General features: G+C 33.1%; 21 protein-coding genes. 19 read left to right on the top strand and 2 right to left on the bottom strand.

The window, feature by feature from the left end; translation table 11 throughout:
- Position 1: 1 nt before the first annotated feature.
- The 10 genes from ACODH8_RS05415 (at position 2) to ACODH8_RS05370 (ending at position 9,876) form a co-directional block, all read left to right on the top strand.
- On the top strand, positions 2 to 202 hold the full coding sequence (locus ACODH8_RS05415) for a hypothetical protein (protein WP_332466003.1): 201 nt from the start codon (positions 2 to 4) through the stop codon (positions 200 to 202).
- A 110-nt stretch (positions 203 to 312) separates the two neighbouring features.
- Entirely contained in the window at positions 313 to 1,347 is a 1,035-nt protein-coding gene (gene queA / locus ACODH8_RS05410; RefSeq protein WP_332466002.1) for a tRNA preQ1(34) S-adenosylmethionine ribosyltransferase-isomerase QueA, read from the top strand.
- Between the two features lie 21 nt (positions 1,348 to 1,368).
- Entirely contained in the window at positions 1,369 to 2,514 is a 1,146-nt protein-coding gene (gene tgt, locus ACODH8_RS05405; protein ID WP_332466001.1) for a tRNA guanosine(34) transglycosylase Tgt, read from the top strand.
- An 80-nt stretch (positions 2,515 to 2,594) separates the two neighbouring features.
- A complete protein-coding gene (gene yajC, locus ACODH8_RS05400) occupies positions 2,595 to 2,900 on the top strand; it encodes a preprotein translocase subunit YajC (RefSeq protein WP_420517611.1) in 306 nt (101 codons plus the stop codon).
- Between the two features lie 36 nt (positions 2,901 to 2,936).
- Positions 2,937 to 3,206 carry a post-transcriptional regulator gene (locus tag ACODH8_RS05395; RefSeq protein WP_332465999.1) on the top strand — a complete coding sequence of 90 codons (270 nt, stop codon included), beginning with the start codon at positions 2,937 to 2,939 and terminating at the stop codon, positions 3,204 to 3,206.
- A gap of 266 nt (positions 3,207 to 3,472) precedes the next feature.
- Positions 3,473 to 6,073, top strand: coding sequence for a bifunctional acetaldehyde-CoA/alcohol dehydrogenase (gene adhE / locus ACODH8_RS05390; protein ID WP_332465998.1), 2,601 nt, complete (start codon positions 3,473 to 3,475; stop codon positions 6,071 to 6,073).
- A gap of 164 nt (positions 6,074 to 6,237) precedes the next feature.
- Positions 6,238 to 7,101, top strand: coding sequence for a rod shape-determining protein MreC (gene mreC, locus ACODH8_RS05385; protein ID WP_332465997.1), 864 nt, complete (start codon positions 6,238 to 6,240; stop codon positions 7,099 to 7,101).
- Positions 7,098 to 7,619 (top strand): rod shape-determining protein MreD, encoded by a 522-nt coding sequence (mreD, locus tag ACODH8_RS05380; protein ID WP_332465996.1) that lies wholly within the window; start codon positions 7,098 to 7,100, stop codon positions 7,617 to 7,619. The genes mreC and mreD overlap by 4 nt, the downstream gene beginning before the upstream one ends.
- A gap of 142 nt (positions 7,620 to 7,761) precedes the next feature.
- A complete protein-coding gene (locus tag ACODH8_RS05375) occupies positions 7,762 to 9,063 on the top strand; it encodes an NlpC/P60 family protein (protein ID WP_420517609.1) in 1,302 nt (433 codons plus the stop codon).
- A gap of 159 nt (positions 9,064 to 9,222) precedes the next feature.
- On the top strand, positions 9,223 to 9,876 hold the full coding sequence (locus ACODH8_RS05370) for a CatB-related O-acetyltransferase (RefSeq protein WP_332465994.1): 654 nt from the start codon (positions 9,223 to 9,225) through the stop codon (positions 9,874 to 9,876).
- 38 nt (positions 9,877 to 9,914) lie between these two features.
- On the opposite strand, the gene ACODH8_RS05365 is transcribed toward ACODH8_RS05370, so the two are convergent.
- Entirely contained in the window at positions 9,915 to 11,729 is a 1,815-nt protein-coding gene (locus ACODH8_RS05365) for a M3 family oligoendopeptidase (protein WP_332465993.1), read from the bottom strand.
- A 117-nt stretch (positions 11,730 to 11,846) separates the two neighbouring features.
- Here ACODH8_RS05365 and ACODH8_RS05360 point away from each other — a divergent pair, with 117 nt between their 5' ends.
- Positions 11,847 to 12,362 carry a VanZ family protein gene (locus ACODH8_RS05360; protein WP_332465992.1) on the top strand — a complete coding sequence of 172 codons (516 nt, stop codon included), beginning with the start codon at positions 11,847 to 11,849 and terminating at the stop codon, positions 12,360 to 12,362.
- Between the two features lie 71 nt (positions 12,363 to 12,433).
- A complete protein-coding gene (locus tag ACODH8_RS05355; protein ID WP_332465991.1) occupies positions 12,434 to 13,159 on the top strand; it encodes a YebC/PmpR family DNA-binding transcriptional regulator in 726 nt (241 codons plus the stop codon).
- A gap of 54 nt (positions 13,160 to 13,213) precedes the next feature.
- On the opposite strand, the gene ACODH8_RS05350 is transcribed toward ACODH8_RS05355, so the two are convergent.
- On the bottom strand, positions 13,214 to 13,555 hold the full coding sequence (locus ACODH8_RS05350) for a hypothetical protein (protein WP_332465990.1): 342 nt from the start codon (positions 13,553 to 13,555) through the stop codon (positions 13,214 to 13,216).
- Between the two features lie 130 nt (positions 13,556 to 13,685).
- Between ACODH8_RS05350 and comGA the strand changes: the two genes are divergently transcribed.
- Genes comGA through comGG form a run of 7 tightly spaced genes read left to right on the top strand, consistent with a single transcriptional unit; the run spans position 13,686 to position 17,420 of the window.
- On the top strand, positions 13,686 to 14,639 hold the full coding sequence (gene comGA, locus ACODH8_RS05345; protein WP_420517607.1) for a competence type IV pilus ATPase ComGA: 954 nt from the start codon (positions 13,686 to 13,688) through the stop codon (positions 14,637 to 14,639).
- Entirely contained in the window at positions 14,602 to 15,645 is a 1,044-nt protein-coding gene (gene comGB / locus ACODH8_RS05340; protein ID WP_332465989.1) for a competence type IV pilus assembly protein ComGB, read from the top strand. The genes comGA and comGB overlap by 38 nt, the downstream gene beginning before the upstream one ends.
- Complete coding sequence (gene comGC / locus ACODH8_RS05335; RefSeq protein ID WP_332465988.1) at positions 15,642 to 15,932, top strand: competence type IV pilus major pilin ComGC; 291 nt, start codon at positions 15,642 to 15,644, stop codon at positions 15,930 to 15,932. Before comGB ends, comGC begins: the two co-directional genes overlap by 4 nt.
- Positions 15,932 to 16,387, top strand: coding sequence for a competence type IV pilus minor pilin ComGD (gene comGD, locus ACODH8_RS05330; RefSeq protein ID WP_332465987.1), 456 nt, complete (start codon positions 15,932 to 15,934; stop codon positions 16,385 to 16,387). The genes comGC and comGD overlap by 1 nt, the downstream gene beginning before the upstream one ends.
- A complete protein-coding gene (locus tag ACODH8_RS05325; protein WP_420504318.1) occupies positions 16,371 to 16,685 on the top strand; it encodes a hypothetical protein in 315 nt (104 codons plus the stop codon). Before comGD ends, ACODH8_RS05325 begins: the two co-directional genes overlap by 17 nt.
- Positions 16,682 to 17,104, top strand: a complete 423-nt coding sequence (comGF, locus tag ACODH8_RS05320; RefSeq protein WP_420517606.1) for a competence type IV pilus minor pilin ComGF — start codon at positions 16,682 to 16,684, stop codon at positions 17,102 to 17,104. Before ACODH8_RS05325 ends, comGF begins: the two co-directional genes overlap by 4 nt.
- A complete protein-coding gene (comGG, locus tag ACODH8_RS05315) occupies positions 17,064 to 17,420 on the top strand; it encodes a competence type IV pilus minor pilin ComGG (RefSeq protein WP_332465984.1) in 357 nt (118 codons plus the stop codon). Before comGF ends, comGG begins: the two co-directional genes overlap by 41 nt.
- Positions 17,421 to 17,518 lie beyond the last annotated feature (98 nt).

Genomic DNA, 17,518 nt, shown 5'->3' with positions numbered 1-17,518 from the left:
AATGACATCATTAATTGCTTTTGGTATAGGAATACTATTTATTTTATGGGGTAGCTTCAGACTAAGTAACGATTTTAAAACAAATAAGACGAAAAAGAACATGCTTTTATTTGCTTTATCAGGACAAGCTTCAGGTTTAGGTCAGTTTTTAAGTGGTGTTGTTTTTATAGTAATAGGTATTGTCAGCTTATTGGTACAATAGAGAGAATATACATTAGGGTGGAACAGTCGTAAACGACTGGTTCAAACCCTTTTTCTTTTTGTCTAAAGGTGTTAAAATACAACAGGAAGACTTAGAAAGGAACTGATGACATGACATTACAAACGTCAGATTTTGATTTTTATCTACCAGAAGAATTAATAGCTCAAACGCCTTTAAAGGATAGAGCTTCATCAAAATTGTTAATTCTAGATAAAAAAACTGGAGCAATACAAGATAAACATTTTGAAGATATAATAGATGAATTAAACGAGGGAGATGCTCTTGTTATGAACAATACAAGAGTATTGCCAGCTAGATTACATGGAGAAAAACCTGATACAGGGGGACACCTAGAAGTATTACTTTTAAATAATACAGAAGGCGACACGTGGGAAACGTTGATTAAACCAGCTAAACGTGCTAAAGTTGGCACGGCTATTTCTTTTGGTGATGGTCGTTTAACAGCTGTTGTTAAAGAAGAATTAGAGCATGGTGGTCGAATCATCGAGTTTTCTTATGAGGGAATCTTTATTGAAAACTTAGAAGCTTTAGGTGAAATGCCACTTCCTCCTTATATCAAAGAAAAACTAGATGACCAAGAGCGTTATCAAACAGTTTACGCTAAAGAAAATGGTTCAGCAGCAGCACCAACAGCGGGATTACATTTTACAAAAGATTTATTAGAAAAAATTGAATCTAAAGGTGTTAAATTAGTTTATTTAACATTACATGTGGGACTAGGTACCTTTAGACCTGTTAGTGTTGAAGATTTAGAGAGTCATCACATGCACAGTGAGTTTTATTCTTTATCAGAAGAATCTGCTCAAAGTTTACGAGATATCAAAGCAAATGGCGGAAGAATTGTGGCTGTAGGAACAACTTCAATTAGGACCCTTGAAACTATTGGAAGTAAATTTGATGGAGATATCCAAGCTGATAGTGGCTGGACAGATATTTTTATTAAGCCAGGATATGAATTTAAAGTAGTAGATGCTTTTTCAACTAATTTCCATTTACCAATGTCTACATTAGTGATGTTAGTTAGTGCATTTGCTGGAAGAGAAAATGTATTAGGTGCGTATAACCATGCTGTGGAAGAGAAGTATCGCTTCTTTAGTTTTGGTGACGCGATGTTTGTTAAATAAAAGAAAGTAGGAAGATAAATAATGAGCGAACCAGCAATTAAATATCGTCTAATAAAAAAAGAAAAGCATACAGGGGCGAGATTAGGTGAAATTATCACACCTCACGGTACATTCCCAACACCGATGTTTATGCCTGTAGGAACTCTTGCCACAGTTAAAACAATGGCTCCAGAAGAGTTAAAAGAAATGGGAGCAGGAATTATTTTAAGTAATACGTATCATTTATGGTTACGACCTGGTGAAGACATTGTTGAAGAAGCAGGCGGACTGCATAAATTTATGAACTGGGATCAAGGGATTCTAACTGATTCTGGCGGTTTCCAAGTGTGGTCATTAAGTGACATGCGCCGAATTGAAGAAGAAGGAGTTCATTTTAGAAACCATTTAAATGGGTCAAAAATGTTCTTATCTCCAGAAAAAGCGATTCAAATTCAAAATAAATTAGGTCCAGATATCATGATGAGTTTTGACGAATGTCCACCATTTGAGCAAAGTCATGACTATGTTAAAAAATCAATCGAGCGTACGTCTCGTTGGGCAGAGCGTGGATTAGAAGCACACGCTAATAAAGATCGCCAAGGTTTATTTGGGATTATTCAAGGGGCTGGTTACAAAGACTTACGTGAGCAAAGTGCACGTGATTTAGTAAGTATGGATTTCCCAGGTTACTCAATTGGTGGTTTATCTGTGGGAGAAACTAAACAAGAAATGAACCGTGTATTAGAGTACACAACACCACTTATTCCAGAACATAAACCACGTTACTTAATGGGAGTAGGAACGCCAGATTCATTAATTGATGGTGTTATTCGTGGAGTAGATATGTTTGATTGTGTGTTACCAACACGTATTGCTCGTAATGGAACTTGTATGACGTCTCAAGGTCGTTTAGTTGTTAAAAATGCTCAATACGCTAGAGACTATCGTCCAATTGATGAGAAATGTTCATGTTACACTTGTCGTAATTATTCTCGTGCTTATATCAGACATTTGATTAAATGTGATGAAACATTTGGTATTCGATTAACGTCTTACCATAATTTACATTTCTTATTAAATACAATGAAACAAGTTCGTCAAGCAATTATGGATGATAATTTACTTGAATTTAGACAAGCTTTCTTTGAAGAGTACGGATTTAATGAAGAAAATGCGAAAAATTTCTAAAATATTTAAAATTAACTAGTGTAATGTAATAAAATTTGATACAGTGAATAGTGACTAATAAACGAAATAGGGGTGAAGAAATGGGAGCAATGTTATTTCCATTAATAGTTATCGGTGGTATGATGTTTTTCATGACGCGTTCTCAAAAGAAACAACAAAATCAGCGTCAAGAATTATTAAATAGTATGAAACCGGGTGACGAAGTTGTTACTATCGGTGGTTTATACGGAATCGTTCATGAAATAAATAGCGACAAAGGAACAATCGTTATCGATTGTGAAGGTATTTATTTAGAGTTTGAACGTAACGCAATAAAAACAGTTAAATCAAGTGATACTGTTGTACCTGAAACAGTAGAAGTTGAGGAAGAAAAAGAAAATCTATAAGATTTTCTTTTTTTCTTATCTACAGGGATATACCAAATGAAAGAATTGAGTAAACCAAATCGTTGGCTTTTAAAAAATACAGTGAAGCAGCAGGTTAATCGCTTACTTGATGAAGGTTATCAAGAGATTACTGAAAAAGACATGTGGGAATTTTTAGAGTGTTTTTATTGGAAAAAGAATTGCCCGCAAACTTTAAAAGAGATGAAAGTATCAATCAAAAAAATCAATGCTAATGACTATTTTGATTATCAACGGTTAAAAGCAATGACGAAAAATGATTTCGATGATTTAGATTTATTATTATGAAAGTACATTAATATTAGGAGGAAAAACCTAGTATTAATGTACTTTTTTTATTTTAAAAGCCTATTAAAATTTGTGAAAAATAAACCGATAAGAGTAAAGGAGTTAACTATTAAGTTGTAAATTCTAAATGAAAAAAGCTTATCAAAACAAGGAAAACGTTTACAATTTATAAATAGTGAAAAATATCACAAAAAGTATTTACAATCACGAAAAAATGTTGTATATTATGTTTGTGAAAGACATAACAAATTATTCAGGAGGCTATCATGGTTAAATCAAAAGATAAAAAAATCGAGAAAAACGAAAACAGTGTGGCACAAGTAATTGATGAGTTAGTTGTTAAAGGAAACGTAGCATTAGCTGAAATGAAAAAATTCGACCAAGAACAAGTGGATCATATTGTTCATCAAATGGCAATGGCGGCATTAAATCAACATATGCCATTAGCAAAAATGGCTGTTGAAGAAACAGGACGTGGAATTTATGAAGATAAAGCAATTAAAAATATGTTTGCTTCAGAAAGCATTTGGAACAACATCAAAAATGATAAAACAGTAGGCGTTATTAGTGAAGATAGTGTGAAACAAATTATTGAAATTGCTGACCCAGTAGGAGTAGTTTGTGGGGTAACACCAACAACAAACCCAACATCAACAACTATTTTTAAAGCGATGATTTCTATTAAAACACGTAATCCAATTATTTTTGCTTTCCATCCAAGCGCTCAAAAATGTTCTGCAGAAGCAGCTCGTGTTGTTCGTGATGCAGCAATTGCAGCAGGAGCACCAGAAAACTGTGTTCAATGGATTGAACAACCATCAATTGAAGCAACTAACGCTTTAATGAACCACGAAGGTGTGGCGATTGTTCTTGCAACAGGTGGTGCGGGAATGGTTAAGGCAGCATACTCAACTGGTAAACCAGCTCTTGGAGTAGGACCTGGTAATACACCATCTTACATCGAAAAATCAGCTCAAATTAAACGTGCTGTTAACGATTTAATCGTATCAAAATCATTTGATAATGGAATGATTTGTGCTTCTGAACAAGCTGTTATCGTAGATAAAGAAGTTTACGCAGAAGTAAAAGCTGAATTTGAAGCCCATCAAGTATACTTCGTTAAACCAAACGAATTATCAAAATTAGAAAACACAGTGATGAATGAAACTAAAACAGCAGTTAATGCTAATATTGTAGGTCATTCAGCAGTCTCTATTGCTAACGAAGCAGGAATTAAAGTACCAGAAGGAACAAAAATTTTAATTGCTGAACTTGAAGGAGCAGGCGCAGAATATCCATTATCACGTGAAAAATTATCTCCAGTTTTAGCGATGATGAAATCTAATAGTCGTGAACATGGTTTAGAATTATGTGAGCAAATGTTAAAACTTGGTGGAGAAGGACATACTGCCGTTTTACATTCAGAAGACGAAGATTTACATGTAGAATTTGGTTTGAGAATGAACGCTTGTCGTATACTTATTAACTCTCCAGCTGCTCAAGGTGGTATTGGTGATATTTATAATGACATGATCCCGTCATTAACATTAGGTTGTGGTTCTTACGGTAAAAACTCAGTATCTAAAAACGTTACAGCTATTAACTTAATTAATACGAAAACAGTAACAAAAAGGAGAAAAAACATGCAATGGTTTAAACTTCCTGAAAAAATCTATTTTGAGTTAAATTCAATTCAATATTTACAAAAAATGGAAAACTTAGAACGTGTCTTTATCGTATGTGACCCAGGTATGGTGAAATTTGGTTACGCTCAAAAAGTTATTGATGAATTAAATAAACGTAGCAACAAAGTAAGTTACGAAATCTTCTCTGATGTTGAACCTAACCCTTCAACAAATACTGTTTATGCAGGAACAGAAAGAATTGCTAAATTTGAACCTGATACAATTATCGCAATTGGTGGGGGATCTGCAATTGATGCTGCTAAAGGTATGTGGTTATTCTACGAACATCCAGATACAGAATTCTTTGGAGCAAAACAAAAATTCTTAGATATTCGTAAACGTACTTACAAAATTCAAGCAGCTAAAAAATCTCAAATGGTATGTATTCCAACAACATCTGGTACAGGTGCTGAAGTAACACCATTTGCCGTTATTACAGATAGTGAAACACACGTTAAATACCCATTAGCAGATTACGCTTTAACACCAGACGTGGCAATTATTGACCCACAATTTGTTATGAGTGTACCAGCTTCAGTTACAGCTGATACAGGTATGGACGTATTAACTCATGCTATTGAGTCTTATGTATCTGTTATGGCAAGTGATTACACAAGAGGTTTAAGTTTACAAGCTATTAAATTAGTATTTGATTACTTAGAAGATTCAGTTAAAAATCCTAACTTAGAAAACAGAGAAAAAATGCATAATGCTTCAACAATGGCTGGTATGGCATTTGCGAATGCTTTCTTAGGTATTTGTCACTCAATCGCTCATAAAATTGGTGGAGAGTACGGTATCCCTCATGGACGTACAAACGCTATTCTTTTACCACATATTGTAAGATATAATGCGAAAGATCCTTCAAAACATGCATTATTCCCTAAATATGATTTCTTTAGAGCTGATACAGATTATGCTGATATTGCACGTTTCTTAGGCCTTAAAGGAGATACTACAGCTGAATTAGTAGAAGCTTTAGCAACAGCTATTGATGATTTAGGAAAACGTGTTGGAATTGAAATGAATTTAGAAGCTCAAGGAGTTACTCAAAAAGTATTAGACGAAACTTCTTACCGTATGGCAGAGCTTGCTTATGAAGATCAATGTACAACAGCAAATCCAAAAGAACCATTAATTAGTGAATTACAACAAATTATTGTTGACTCATTTAAAGGTTAATTATAAATAAATAAAGAGAGATTGGTCCTTAGGGTACCAGTCTCTTTTTGTTTCTTAGGAAATTGTTAATTTTGACAGCTGATTTATATGAATTTACTCTAATAAATGTTAGAATGGAGGTTATGTATACGGAAAAATTACGAAGATTTCATTGAGGTGGAAATGTGAAAAAATTTAATTCAAGTCGAAATATAATCATCGCTTTAACCATTGTTATTTTAGTGGTGTTATTAATTAGTTTTACAGCGATGCAGCGTGATAATAAAAAAGAAAGTTTACCAGGTCAGTCGCAAGTTAATGGTGTTGTAGCGACTATCGATAATATTGTAAAAGCTCCTTTTAGAGGGATTGAAAGTATGGTTAAGTCAGTTAATAATTTATTTAATACGTATTCTGAAAATGATAGTTTAAAGAAAAAATTAGATCGAACAGATTCTCTTGAAGCTGAAGTCGACATTTTAAAACAAGAAAACAGTAAGTTAAAAGAACAACTTGATTTAAATGAAACCCTTGTTAATTATGATGTGGTAAATGCAACAGTCATTAATCGTTCTCCAGATAGTTGGCAAGATGTCTTAATTATTGATAAAGGTAAAAATGACGGCATTGAAGTCAACATGCCTGTAATGGGAGACAAAGGCCTAATTGGACGCGTGATTATTGCTGAAGCAACTAGCGCTAAAGTGGAGTTATTAACAACTGTTAATCAAACAACTAACCATTTTCCAGTAATGATTCAAGGAAAAGGTGACGCGATGGTTTATGGCTTAATGGAAGCTTACAATAACAAAACGCATACTTTAGTTGTGTCACAGTTAACTTCTACAGAAGAGGTGGAAGTTGGAAGTAAAGTAACAACGTCAGGATTAGGTAATAATTCGCCAAAAGGATTATTAGTTGGTGAAGTGAAGGAAGTTAAGAAAAATAAAACTGGTTTAACGAGCGAAGTGCTTATAACACCTTTAGCTGACATGTATGATGTAAATCAAGTAACTGTCGTGAAACGATTGGCAGGTAGTAATGAATGATAAAAAAAAGAAAATATTTATCTTATAGTTTACCTTTCATTTTATTTTTTATGATGTTAATTGATGGGCATGTTAGTAGTGCCGTATTAAAAGTGTTTTCTGTTCCAATGGATTTTACGAGTAATCTATTACTTTTATTTTTAATGTTTGCGACGTTTCAAATGGAAAAAACGTATTTAGTAATAACTTCAGGGATAATTGGTATTTTATATGATTCTTATTTTTATAATGTAGTGGGAATAAATTTTATTATACTCCCTTTAATGGTATTAGTTATGTATGCACTTTTTGAGCATGTGTATCCTAACACGTTTACCCTGATTTTAAGTTTCATTGTATTTGTAACAGCCATATCTATAAGCAGAGTCTTATTATTAACTATATTTAAGCTAACTGATACAACAATTTTAGATTTTTTCGCTAGAACATTAGCGCCAACTTTAGTCTTAAATATCCTGTTAACAAGCGCTTTGGTAGTCCCTTTAAAGAAAATGTTCAATGTCGGCAAGCAAGTGTAACATAAATTGAAATATGTTTGTAACATTCTTATTATATAGCTGACATGTGCTTATGCTACAATTCATTTATCGTTAAATTACAAATTAAAAATTAAATCTAAAAAAACTATATGAAACTAAAAATATTTGGGGGACTAACAAATTGAAAAAGAAGATTTTATCTACGTTATTAATAAGTAGTCTAATGTTATCAGCAACTGTATTACCATTAGCAGTAAGTGCTGACACAGTGGATTCAAAAATTGCATCTCAAGATAAAAAGATTGCTGAATTACAAAATAAAGAAGCGTCAGCGTCATCAGCGTTAGCTTCTATCCAAGGTAATATCGCATCTATTCAAGAAGAAGCAGCTGCATTACAAGCAAAACAAGGTAAATTAAATGAAACAATTACAACTTTAAATGATGAAGTACAAGAATTAGAACAACGTATTGAAAAACGTGATGCTTCTATTAAAGAACAAGCTCGTTCAGTACAAGTTGAATCAAACAACTCTAACGTTGTTGACTTAGTATTAAATGCAGAATCTGTATCTGATGCTTTAACAAAAGTAATGGCAGCTTCTAAGTTAGTAAATGCTAATAATGACATGATGAAACAACAACAAGAAGATAAAGCAGCTGTTGAAGCTAAAAAATCTGAAACAGAAGAAAAAATTGTTGAAGTTCAAGAAAATGCAGTTGCATTAGAACAGAAAAAAGGCGAATTAGTTGATCAAGAATTAGCACAACAAGCAGCAGTAAGTGCTATCTCAGCTGAAAAAGAAACAGAACAAGGTAAAAAAGATGAGTTCTTAGCTGAACAAGCAGCAGCAGAAGCTCAACGTGAAGCAGCTAAAAAAGCAGCAGAAGAAGCAGCAAAACAAGCAGAAAAAATTGAAAAAGAAGCAGCTGAAAAACCAGCAACTTCAAACCCAGTTGCACCTGTTCAACCAACAGAACCAACAGAACCAACTGACAACAATGTCGTGACTCCAGAGCCAACTCCAACACCGGAGCCAACTCCTAATCCGACACCAAATCCAACACCTAACCCAGAGCCGACTCCAACACCGGAGCCAACTCCTAATCCAACACCAGCACCTGCACCAGGAGATGCTAGTGGAGTAGTAGCTGAGGCTTACAAACATATTGGTAAACCATATGTTTGGGGAGCAAAAGGTCCAGATTCATTTGACTGTTCAGGATTTACATCATATGTTTATCGTCAAGCTCAAGGAAGAGAAATCGGTGGATGGACAGTACCTCAAGAGAGTGCTGGAACAACAATTTCTCTTAGCGAATTAGCACCAGGAGACTTAGTATTCTGGGGATCACATGGCGCTACTTACCACGTAGGTATTTACGTTGGTGGTGGACAATATATCCACGCTCCAGCTCCAGGTCAAACAGTAACTGTTCAAAGTATCTCAGGATGGTCACCAGACTTCGGCGTACGTATGTAATTCGAAATAAAACAAATATAAAAGACTGCTCAATAGTGAGTAGTCTTTTTTTATATGAAGGAATGATTTGAAATGTATGTTAAATTAAGGCGTTTTAAAAAGGTTTCAGTGGTATTAGCTTCTAAGTAAATTAATAATAAAAACTTAGGAGCGAAAAAAATGAATGAAGAAAAATATCAAAATTGGTCTGACATTAAGTATTTAGATGAAATAATAACGAATCCATTAATAACTGTAGGGAAAAAATCTTATTATTCAGGATTTTATAGTTCAATGAAATTTGAAAATGGTTGTGTCCGTTATTTATGGGGCGATGAGGAAACTAAAAACTTGTTTAATCCTAGTAAAGATTTTGGATGGGAGTTAGACCGATTGATAATTGGTAACTATGTTTGTATAGCAAGTGATGTGACGATTCTTTTAGGTGGTAATCATAATCACCGATCAGATTGGATTAGTGTTTATCCTTTTCCACAGACAATCAAAAACTCTTTTCAAAGAAAAGGAGATACTGAAATAAAAAGTGATGCTTGGATTGGTATGGGAGCAACGATTATGCCAGGAGTAGTCATTGGAGAAGGGGCAATCGTAGCTGCTGAGTCAGTGGTTATTAAGGATATAGAACCATATAGTGTTGTTGCTGGAAATCCAGCTAAAGAAATAAAGAAACGTTTTTCTGAAAAAGAGATAACTAAATTAATGACATTACGCTGGTTCGATTGGCCAGAAGAAAAAATAGAAGAAGCGATACCATATATTATGAGTAGTGAAATTGATCTACTTTTCGATTATTATATAACTCATATTCAATAATAAAAAACCTTGTTGGAATTTCCAACAAGGTTTTTTGCTTAGATATATTTTTCTGTAATTGTAAGGAATTCTTCAATGTCTTGTTTAATGATGTTGATACCATCTTGCCAAAAGTCAGGTTTTGTTAAATCGATACCTAAGTGTTTTTCAGCTAAGTCTTCAGTCGTCATTGAAGCAGTATCTCTTAATAAATCAATGTATTTATCTTCAAATGAAGCTCCCTGTTTTTGAGCGTGAGCATAAATACCTAAACTAAATAGGTAACCAAACGTATATGGGAAGTTATAGAAAGGAACATCATCAATGAAGAAATGTAGTTTACTTGCCCAGAAATGAGGGTGGTAAGAGCCTAAAGAATCACAATATGATTCTTTTTGAGCAGCTAACATTAACTCAGTAATTTCTTCATCTGTTAAGACATTTTCTTTTCTAGCTTCATGTAAATTATTTTCAAAAATAAAACGAGTATGAATATTCATAAACATAGCAATGGCATTTTGCATTTTAACATCAATTAAATTGATTTTTTCTTCATCAGTTGCTGCTTGTTTTAAAGTAGCGTCAGCAACGATTAGTTCAGCAAAGGTACTAGCTGTTTCTGCCACGTTCATAGCATAATCTTGACTCATTGCAGGTAGATCCCACATAACGTGTGAATGATAAGCATGTCCTAATTCATGAGCTAATGTCGATACTTCATTAATTGATTCTCCGTAAGTCATAAAAATACGAGATTCTTTATTTTCAGGTAAGCTTGTACAGTAACCGCCTGGACGTTTACCAGGTCTGTCTTCAGCTTCAATCCAACTCTTATCAAAAGCCATTTGAGCAAAATCTGCCATTTTAGGACTGAATTTATTAAAGTTTTCAACAATAAAGTCAGCTGCTTCATCAAATGTATAACGTTTTTCTTTGAAGTCTCCTAAAATAATTGGCGCATCTTGGTCTTGCCATTCCATCTTTTCTTTACCAAATAATTGTGCTTTACGTTGTAAAAAGTCAACAAATGGCTGTTTGTTATTAGAGATTGCTCCCCACATAGCGTTTAATGTTTCTTCTTTCATACGGTTGTACTCTAAAGGAACTTGTAGATGATTGGTAATCCCATGTAATTTGTTGGCTGTTAAACGGAAGCCATCTAAATGGTTTAGTGTATCCGCAAATAATGGAGCTTTCTCTGACCATGCTTGTTCCCATTTTTCAAATAATTCAGCACGAACTTTAGGATCAGCGTCTCCCATCATTTTATTAAAAGCTTGTCCAGCTGAAAGGTTAACTTCAGATCCATCAGCTTCTGTGAAAGGAATGTTAATTTGAGCTACTAATGTATCGTAATGTGAGCTCCAAGCATTGAAACCGTCAGTTGATAATTGATTGATGATATTTTCTTCGTTTTCACTTAATAAACGTTTTCCTTGTTCACGTGTTTCGTTTAAAACAAAAGCGATTCCTTGTTTTTGAGCTGTTTCAGATGCTAGAAGTTGTTCCCATGTCTTCTCAGGCATAGCTGTTAATTTTTTAGTAAATACAACGTTTGCATTTTCAAAGTCTGTTGATTTTGTAAAAAGTCCAGCTAACATTGTACCAGCTTTTTTATTATTAACATCAGCTGATTGTATCGCATTCACAAAGCTGATTGTTTGCCCGAATCCATTTTGTACTAGTTCTTGTAAAGCAATGATAGATTCTAAGAAAAGAAAATGTGGCGCATCTTTTTCAGTATCCCATTTACCTACTAAGCGTGTGTAATCTTTGATTTGATCGTCTAAAAGAATTAAGCGAGCTGATAATTCTTGAGAATCAATCCCACCTTCAAATAATGAATCTAAATCCCATTTAATTGCATATTTCATGTGTGTAACTCCCTTCAGTTGATTATTACTATTATACACTAAGTTGTTTTAATCAGAAATGATTTGATAATTTATAACAGACAAGGTACGATAAATAGGGATTAAGGAGGGGTTTAGTTGAGCAAGCAATTTAAAAATGGTAATGCTTATATTGTTATAGCATTTCTGATGATGGGGATTTTATTTTATAGTTCCTCTCAAACATATGAACAACAAAGTTCAATCTCACTACTAGAAAAATTATTAAAGAATGAACCCTTTAAAGATAGTCTCTCAAATGTTTCTTTTTTATATGGTGGATCTCCAGTGAGTATTGAAGCAAGCGGATATTTTAAATTTGTTGAATTTTTTATTAGAAAAGCAGCTCATTTTGTGACTTATTTTATTTTAGGTGGTAGCTTATTTTTAGGACTAAATCCACGAGTTAAACAGGTTGGCATTTCTTTTCTGTATGCTTGGTTAGGTGCGACTGGATATGCTGCGATGGATGAATTTCATCAAATGTTAACAGGAGGGCGTAGTCCGTTGTTTCAAGATGTGATGTTGGACAGTTCAGGCGCTTTTTTAGCTTGTATCTTACTAACGATTTATTATCTATGGCTAAATAGAAAGAAAACAGGCAAAAAGAAATAGTAATGTATTGGTTATGTCTTAACTGTGATAAAATACGATTGTAAGTAAATTTTATGAAAGAAGGGATTTAAATGGCAGGACATTCAAAGTGGAATAACATTAAACAAAGAAAAGGTGCTCAAGATGCTAAACGTGGTAAAATTTTCCAAAAATTATCTCGTGAAATCTATATGGCAGCTAAAAGTGGTGGACCTGATCCAGCTTCAAATCCTTCTCTTAGATTAGTTTTAGATAAAGCAAAAGCTGCTAATATGCCAAATGATAATGTGCAACGTGCTATTAAAAAAGCAACTACAGCAGGTGAAGGCGACAATTACGATGAAGTAGTATACGAAGGTTATGGACCGGCTGGCGTAGCTATTTTAGTTCATGCTTTAACAGATAATAAAAATCGTACTGGAACAAATGTCAGAGTAGCTTTTAATAAAAATGGTGGCTCATTAGGAGAAACAGGTTCTGTTGCTTATATGTTTGATCGTAAAGGCTATATAGCAATTGTTCGTGAAGGTTTAGATGTAGACGAAGATACAATGTTAATGAGTGTTTTAGAAGCTGGTGGAGAAGAGTTAGAAGCAAGTGAAGAAGTATTTGAAATTTATACAGAAGCAAGTGACTTTGCAGATGTTCGCGATGCCTTAGAAAAAGAGGGTTATGAATTAGCTCAAGCAGAGTTGACGATGGTTCCACAAATGGTAACTGAATTAACGGAAGAACAACAAGAGATTTTAGAAGGTATTATTGATGTTCTTGAAGATGATGACGATGTATCTGATGTTTATACGTCAGCTGATATGTAAAAAGAATACAAAAAAAGAGACTAACCAAAAAATGGTTAGCCTCTTTTTTTGTATTTAAAAATCCATATCATCAAAGTCATAGTCACTAGAAGTATCTTCATAGTGATATCTTGGTACAAAGTATCCTTTTGAAATAAGAGCTTGTTCACTAAAAGGGTCATTTGGTACGTAACCTTTAGCTAATAAATCGGTTAAATATAGTTTATTATACAAGAAAATAAATACCCAATGAGATAAGCCTAAGGTAAACGAGTCAGCTAAAATCATAATTAAAAACCACTTCCAGTCACCTCTAAAAAGGGCAGGGAAAGGTCCGAAAAAGAAAACGGTCCAAGAAATACCTATTTTAGCTTGTTTTCCTTGGCGGTAAATGGGGTTAAATAAATTAACTATCATATGTATTCCTCCAAAATTAAGTACATTGAGTATAGCACAAACTAATTATTGATTTCCAAGAAAAAACTAATTAGTTAATATAATTTTTTGTTTTTTCTCGAATATTATTAGTAGAAAGAGAGGGGAAGAAATGGATGTAAAAAAAGTTGTCAAAAGTTTACTTAAAAAAGGATTTCAAACTCAAGCAAGTGATTTATATCTGTTTCCAACTGGAGAAAAATATGAGTTAACGTATCGGTATCATCATGAAATTGAGAGTTATCAAGTGGTAGATAAAAAGATTGGAGAAAAATTAATTCTCTATTTAAAATATCTTGGCGGAATGGATATTGCAGAAAAAAGAAAGACACAAACAGGGAGTGCCACAATAAAAGTAAAAGAAAAACAACTGAGAGTCAGACTATCGAGTGTAGCAGATTATCAAAATAGAGAAACTTTGGTTATTCGGTTTCTACATCAAAAGGAAACACCTTTGAGATGTCGTTATATTTTACCATCACAACAACAGCAACTAACGTCGTTGATAAATAAAAAAGGATTGTATTTATTCTCAGGTCCGACAGGTGCAGGAAAATCAACAACCATGTATGAACTAGCTAATCAACTATATGAAGAAAGGAGGCAACAAATAATAACGATTGAAGACCCTGTAGAGATTGAGCATAGTTCTTTTTTACAGTTTCAAGTAAATGAAAAAATTGATTTATCTTATGAAGAGTTGGTTAAAGTCTGTTTAAGACATCGACCAGATGTATTGATTGTAGGAGAAATAAGAGATCAAGAAACGGCCAAAATAGTAGTTAGGGCAGCTTTAACAGGACATATGGTTTTTTCAACCATTCATGCGTCAAATAAGGAAAGTGTTCGATTAAGATTACTTGATTTTAATATTCCAAGTATTGAGTTAGATCAATGTTTGTGTGGTGTTATTTACCAAGAATTACTTCAAACAACAGAAAATAAACAATACGGTGTTTTATATGATTTTTTTATAAATGGGGAGGAAACTAATTGGGAAAAAAGTTTGGAAGAAGCCTATAAAAAACGTGTTATTAGTCAAAAAGTATTCGATTTTTACCATTAGTCATTTTAGTAAGAAGGAGACTAAAGATTTTCTAAATCTTCTTTCAGAGTTGTTATCTAATGGATTCGATATGGAACAAAGTTTGTCATTTTTAAAGATGGTAACACCTAAAAGAAAAAGTGAGATTAAACTGATGAAAAAATATCTATTAAAAGGTAAATCATTAGCAAAGACTCTATCCTTATTAAATCTAAATGAGTCACAACAAGCACAATTAACTTTTGCAGAAGTTCATGGTGACATAGTAAGTACTTTGGATAGAATGTCTCAACAGATGTCTGACCAAGAGAAACAAAAAAATCAATTAATAAAAGTAGGTAGTTATCCCGTTATTTTACTAACATTTTTGTTTGGTGTTATCGTAGGGATGAAAACTTATATATTACCTCAATTATCAGATTTGTATTCTTTATCAGAAGACAAAAATTGGGGATTAGTGTTAGTAGAGAATAGTCCAATGATTATATTGTCAATTTTTCTAATAGCTTTATGTGTTTATTTACTAGGAAAAGTATATTTTTCTCATAAAACAGCTATTGAAAAAGCGAACTGGTGGAGCAGAGTGCCAGTAGTTAGAAAATTTTGTATGTCATATTACACGTCACTTTTTGCAACTGAGTGGGGAAAATTATTAACTCAAGGAATGGAGTTCAGGGAAGTTCTACTAGTAATGAATCAACAAGGATACACACAACTAATGCAAGAAATGGCTCAAACAATAGAGCAGCAATTAGAAAATGGAATTACTATCAATGGTCCGATTCAGGAATGGCAATTTTTAAAACCTGAACTGAATTTAATTTTATTACAAGGAGAAGTGAAAGGAGACCTAGGAAAGGAGTTACTAATATATGGAAGAAGGGAATGGACATATTTAATGAAACTAGCGGAGAATAAAATACGTATTGTTCAACCTTTAATGTTTGTATTTATTGCCGTGTTAATCATTTCTGTTTACAGTGCGTTATTATTACCAATTTATAAAGGGATGGGGGGATTATATTGAAAAAAAACAAGAAAAAGAATCAAGGATTCACGTTAATCGAGATGTTGATTGTGTTATTTGTAATTGCCGTTTTAATGGTTTTGTTTGTACCGAATCTAGTTAAACAAACAACTCATATTAATGAACAGGGAGACGCAGCCTTAACCAAGGTAATTGAGACGCAGTGTGAAATGTATTACTTAGACAATAACCAAAGACCTGGTAGCTTAGATGATTTATATGAGGGTGATTATATCTCAGAAGAACAAAAAGAAAAAGCGACAGATATTGGTATTAGTGTGAAATAATGAAAGTTTCTTTTAAACATCACGGTTTTACCCTCTTAGAAAGTTTATTGGTTTTAATGTGCGTAACTGTTTCTTTAATAGTTCCAATATTAGGTATTAAATCATGGAAAGAACAAACGGAGGTAAGCTTATTTTTTAATCAATTAGAAAGAAAAATTCAGCAAACCCATCAAAGTGCCATCATCGAAGTTAATGACAGCGCCATAGATCAATTGATTGTCCCACAGAGATTTGTTTTTACTTATTATCATCACGGTGAACACAGACAAGATATAATGGAAGTCAAAGCCCCTTTAAAATTACGGTCCAGTGAAAAAATTGAATTTTTAGGTAAATCAGGAAATATTAAAGAGATTAGAGTTATAAAATTAGAAGACCACTTGAATAAAAAAGTTATTGAGTATCAGTTTCAATTAGGAAGTGGAAAGGTGATACGCCGTGAAAGAGCCTTATAAAGGTTTTTTATTATTGGAAACCATGGTAGCGATGGTTGTTGTTGTATCGGGTGTTTTATTTATATTTGGTGGAATTGTTTTTATGTTATCTGAAAATAAGCGCTGTGAAGAAGAACTAGAGATGGCGATTTTACTTTATGAAATGTCAAGTATGACAAGTCGTTCCATTCATCGTGAGAAAGACATTGAAGAAAAAGCAGAATCATTGGGAATAGAGATAGTTAATTGGGAAAAAGAAAATATAAGAATTGAGAGTGAATTTCAATCGTTAGAGATAGAGATAGAGATAATACCTTGAAAACAAAAGGTTTCACACTGTTAGAAGCTTTATTAGCATTAGTTGTTTTAATGAGTTTACTCCTATTTCTACAACCTTTTTTAAATAGTTTTATGACAATGGAGGAATATTTGAAGGAATCGAATTATTTGGAAGTTCAAATAGGTAAAATTCAAATGGAAAATGAAATGGAAGAGTTAGAATTTGAGAAAATTCGCCATAATAAACTGGTGTTTAGCGAGTTACAAGAAAAAGAAAAAGTGGAGGTTATTTTTGAACAATACGAAAAAATGATTCGAAAAACAACGAGTAAAACTGGCCATCAGCCAATCATGACTGAGGTTAAAAAAGTTAACTTTTTGGGAGATGGTGACATGATTCAAATGGAGGTGACGACACTTGAAGAAAAGAGGTATACTTACTTTTTCTTTCCTGAATAATAAGAAAGGAGGTATTTTATTTCCAATATTAGCTATCCTTCTTATGTTCACTTGCCTCCTTTTATTTGTGACACAAGATTACTTTAGCCGTCGTGAAATGTTAGTAAATACAAGAGACTATTACTTAGTTAAGGCTATGGAAGAGATGGGATTAGAATGTATTGACTATGATCAAAATGAGGATCAGAGGATCTCCTTTAATTTAGGTGTTTCTATTTGGAGTAAAACAGAAATACCAGATAAATTTTTAGTAGAGACTAGTTTGAGTAACCAGTATAAACGAACGAGCTTCAAAAATATTTCAAGTAAAAGGTGAGATTATTAAGTAATCTCGCCTTTTTATGATATCTATATCTTGAATTATTCGGTTTTTTTAGATAGAATAAAAAAGTGATAGATATTTTGTTAAAGCAA

Source organism: Vagococcus fluvialis (assembly GCF_048815235.1).
GTDB lineage: Bacteria > Bacillota > Bacilli > Lactobacillales > Vagococcaceae > Vagococcus.
The sequence above is the reverse complement of the archived record's forward strand: the minus strand, read 5'-3'. Positions and strand labels throughout refer to the sequence as shown.

Bases quoted from the DNA above. Each gene is read 5' to 3' on its own strand.
- ACODH8_RS05415 (WP_332466003.1), top strand. From the start codon at position 2: ATGACATCATTAATTGCTTTTGGTATAGGAATACTATTTATTTTATGG.
- queA (WP_332466002.1), top strand. From the start codon at position 313: ATGACATTACAAACGTCAGATTTTGATTTTTATCTACCAGAAGAATTA.
- tgt (WP_332466001.1), top strand. From the start codon at position 1,369: ATGAGCGAACCAGCAATTAAATATCGTCTAATAAAAAAAGAAAAGCAT.
- yajC (WP_420517611.1), top strand. From the start codon at position 2,595: ATGGGAGCAATGTTATTTCCATTAATAGTTATCGGTGGTATGATGTTT.
- ACODH8_RS05395 (WP_332465999.1), top strand. From the start codon at position 2,937: ATGAAAGAATTGAGTAAACCAAATCGTTGGCTTTTAAAAAATACAGTG.
- adhE (WP_332465998.1), top strand. From the start codon at position 3,473: ATGGTTAAATCAAAAGATAAAAAAATCGAGAAAAACGAAAACAGTGTG.
- mreD (WP_332465996.1), top strand. From the start codon at position 7,098: ATGATAAAAAAAAGAAAATATTTATCTTATAGTTTACCTTTCATTTTA.
- ACODH8_RS05370 (WP_332465994.1), top strand. From the start codon at position 9,223: ATGAATGAAGAAAAATATCAAAATTGGTCTGACATTAAGTATTTAGAT.
- ACODH8_RS05365 (WP_332465993.1), bottom strand. From the start codon at position 11,729: ATGAAATATGCAATTAAATGGGATTTAGATTCATTATTTGAAGGTGGG.
- ACODH8_RS05355 (WP_332465991.1), top strand. From the start codon at position 12,434: ATGGCAGGACATTCAAAGTGGAATAACATTAAACAAAGAAAAGGTGCT.
- ACODH8_RS05350 (WP_332465990.1), bottom strand. From the start codon at position 13,555: ATGATAGTTAATTTATTTAACCCCATTTACCGCCAAGGAAAACAAGCT.
- comGA (WP_420517607.1), top strand. From the start codon at position 13,686: ATGGATGTAAAAAAAGTTGTCAAAAGTTTACTTAAAAAAGGATTTCAA.
- comGD (WP_332465987.1), top strand. From the start codon at position 15,932: ATGAAAGTTTCTTTTAAACATCACGGTTTTACCCTCTTAGAAAGTTTA.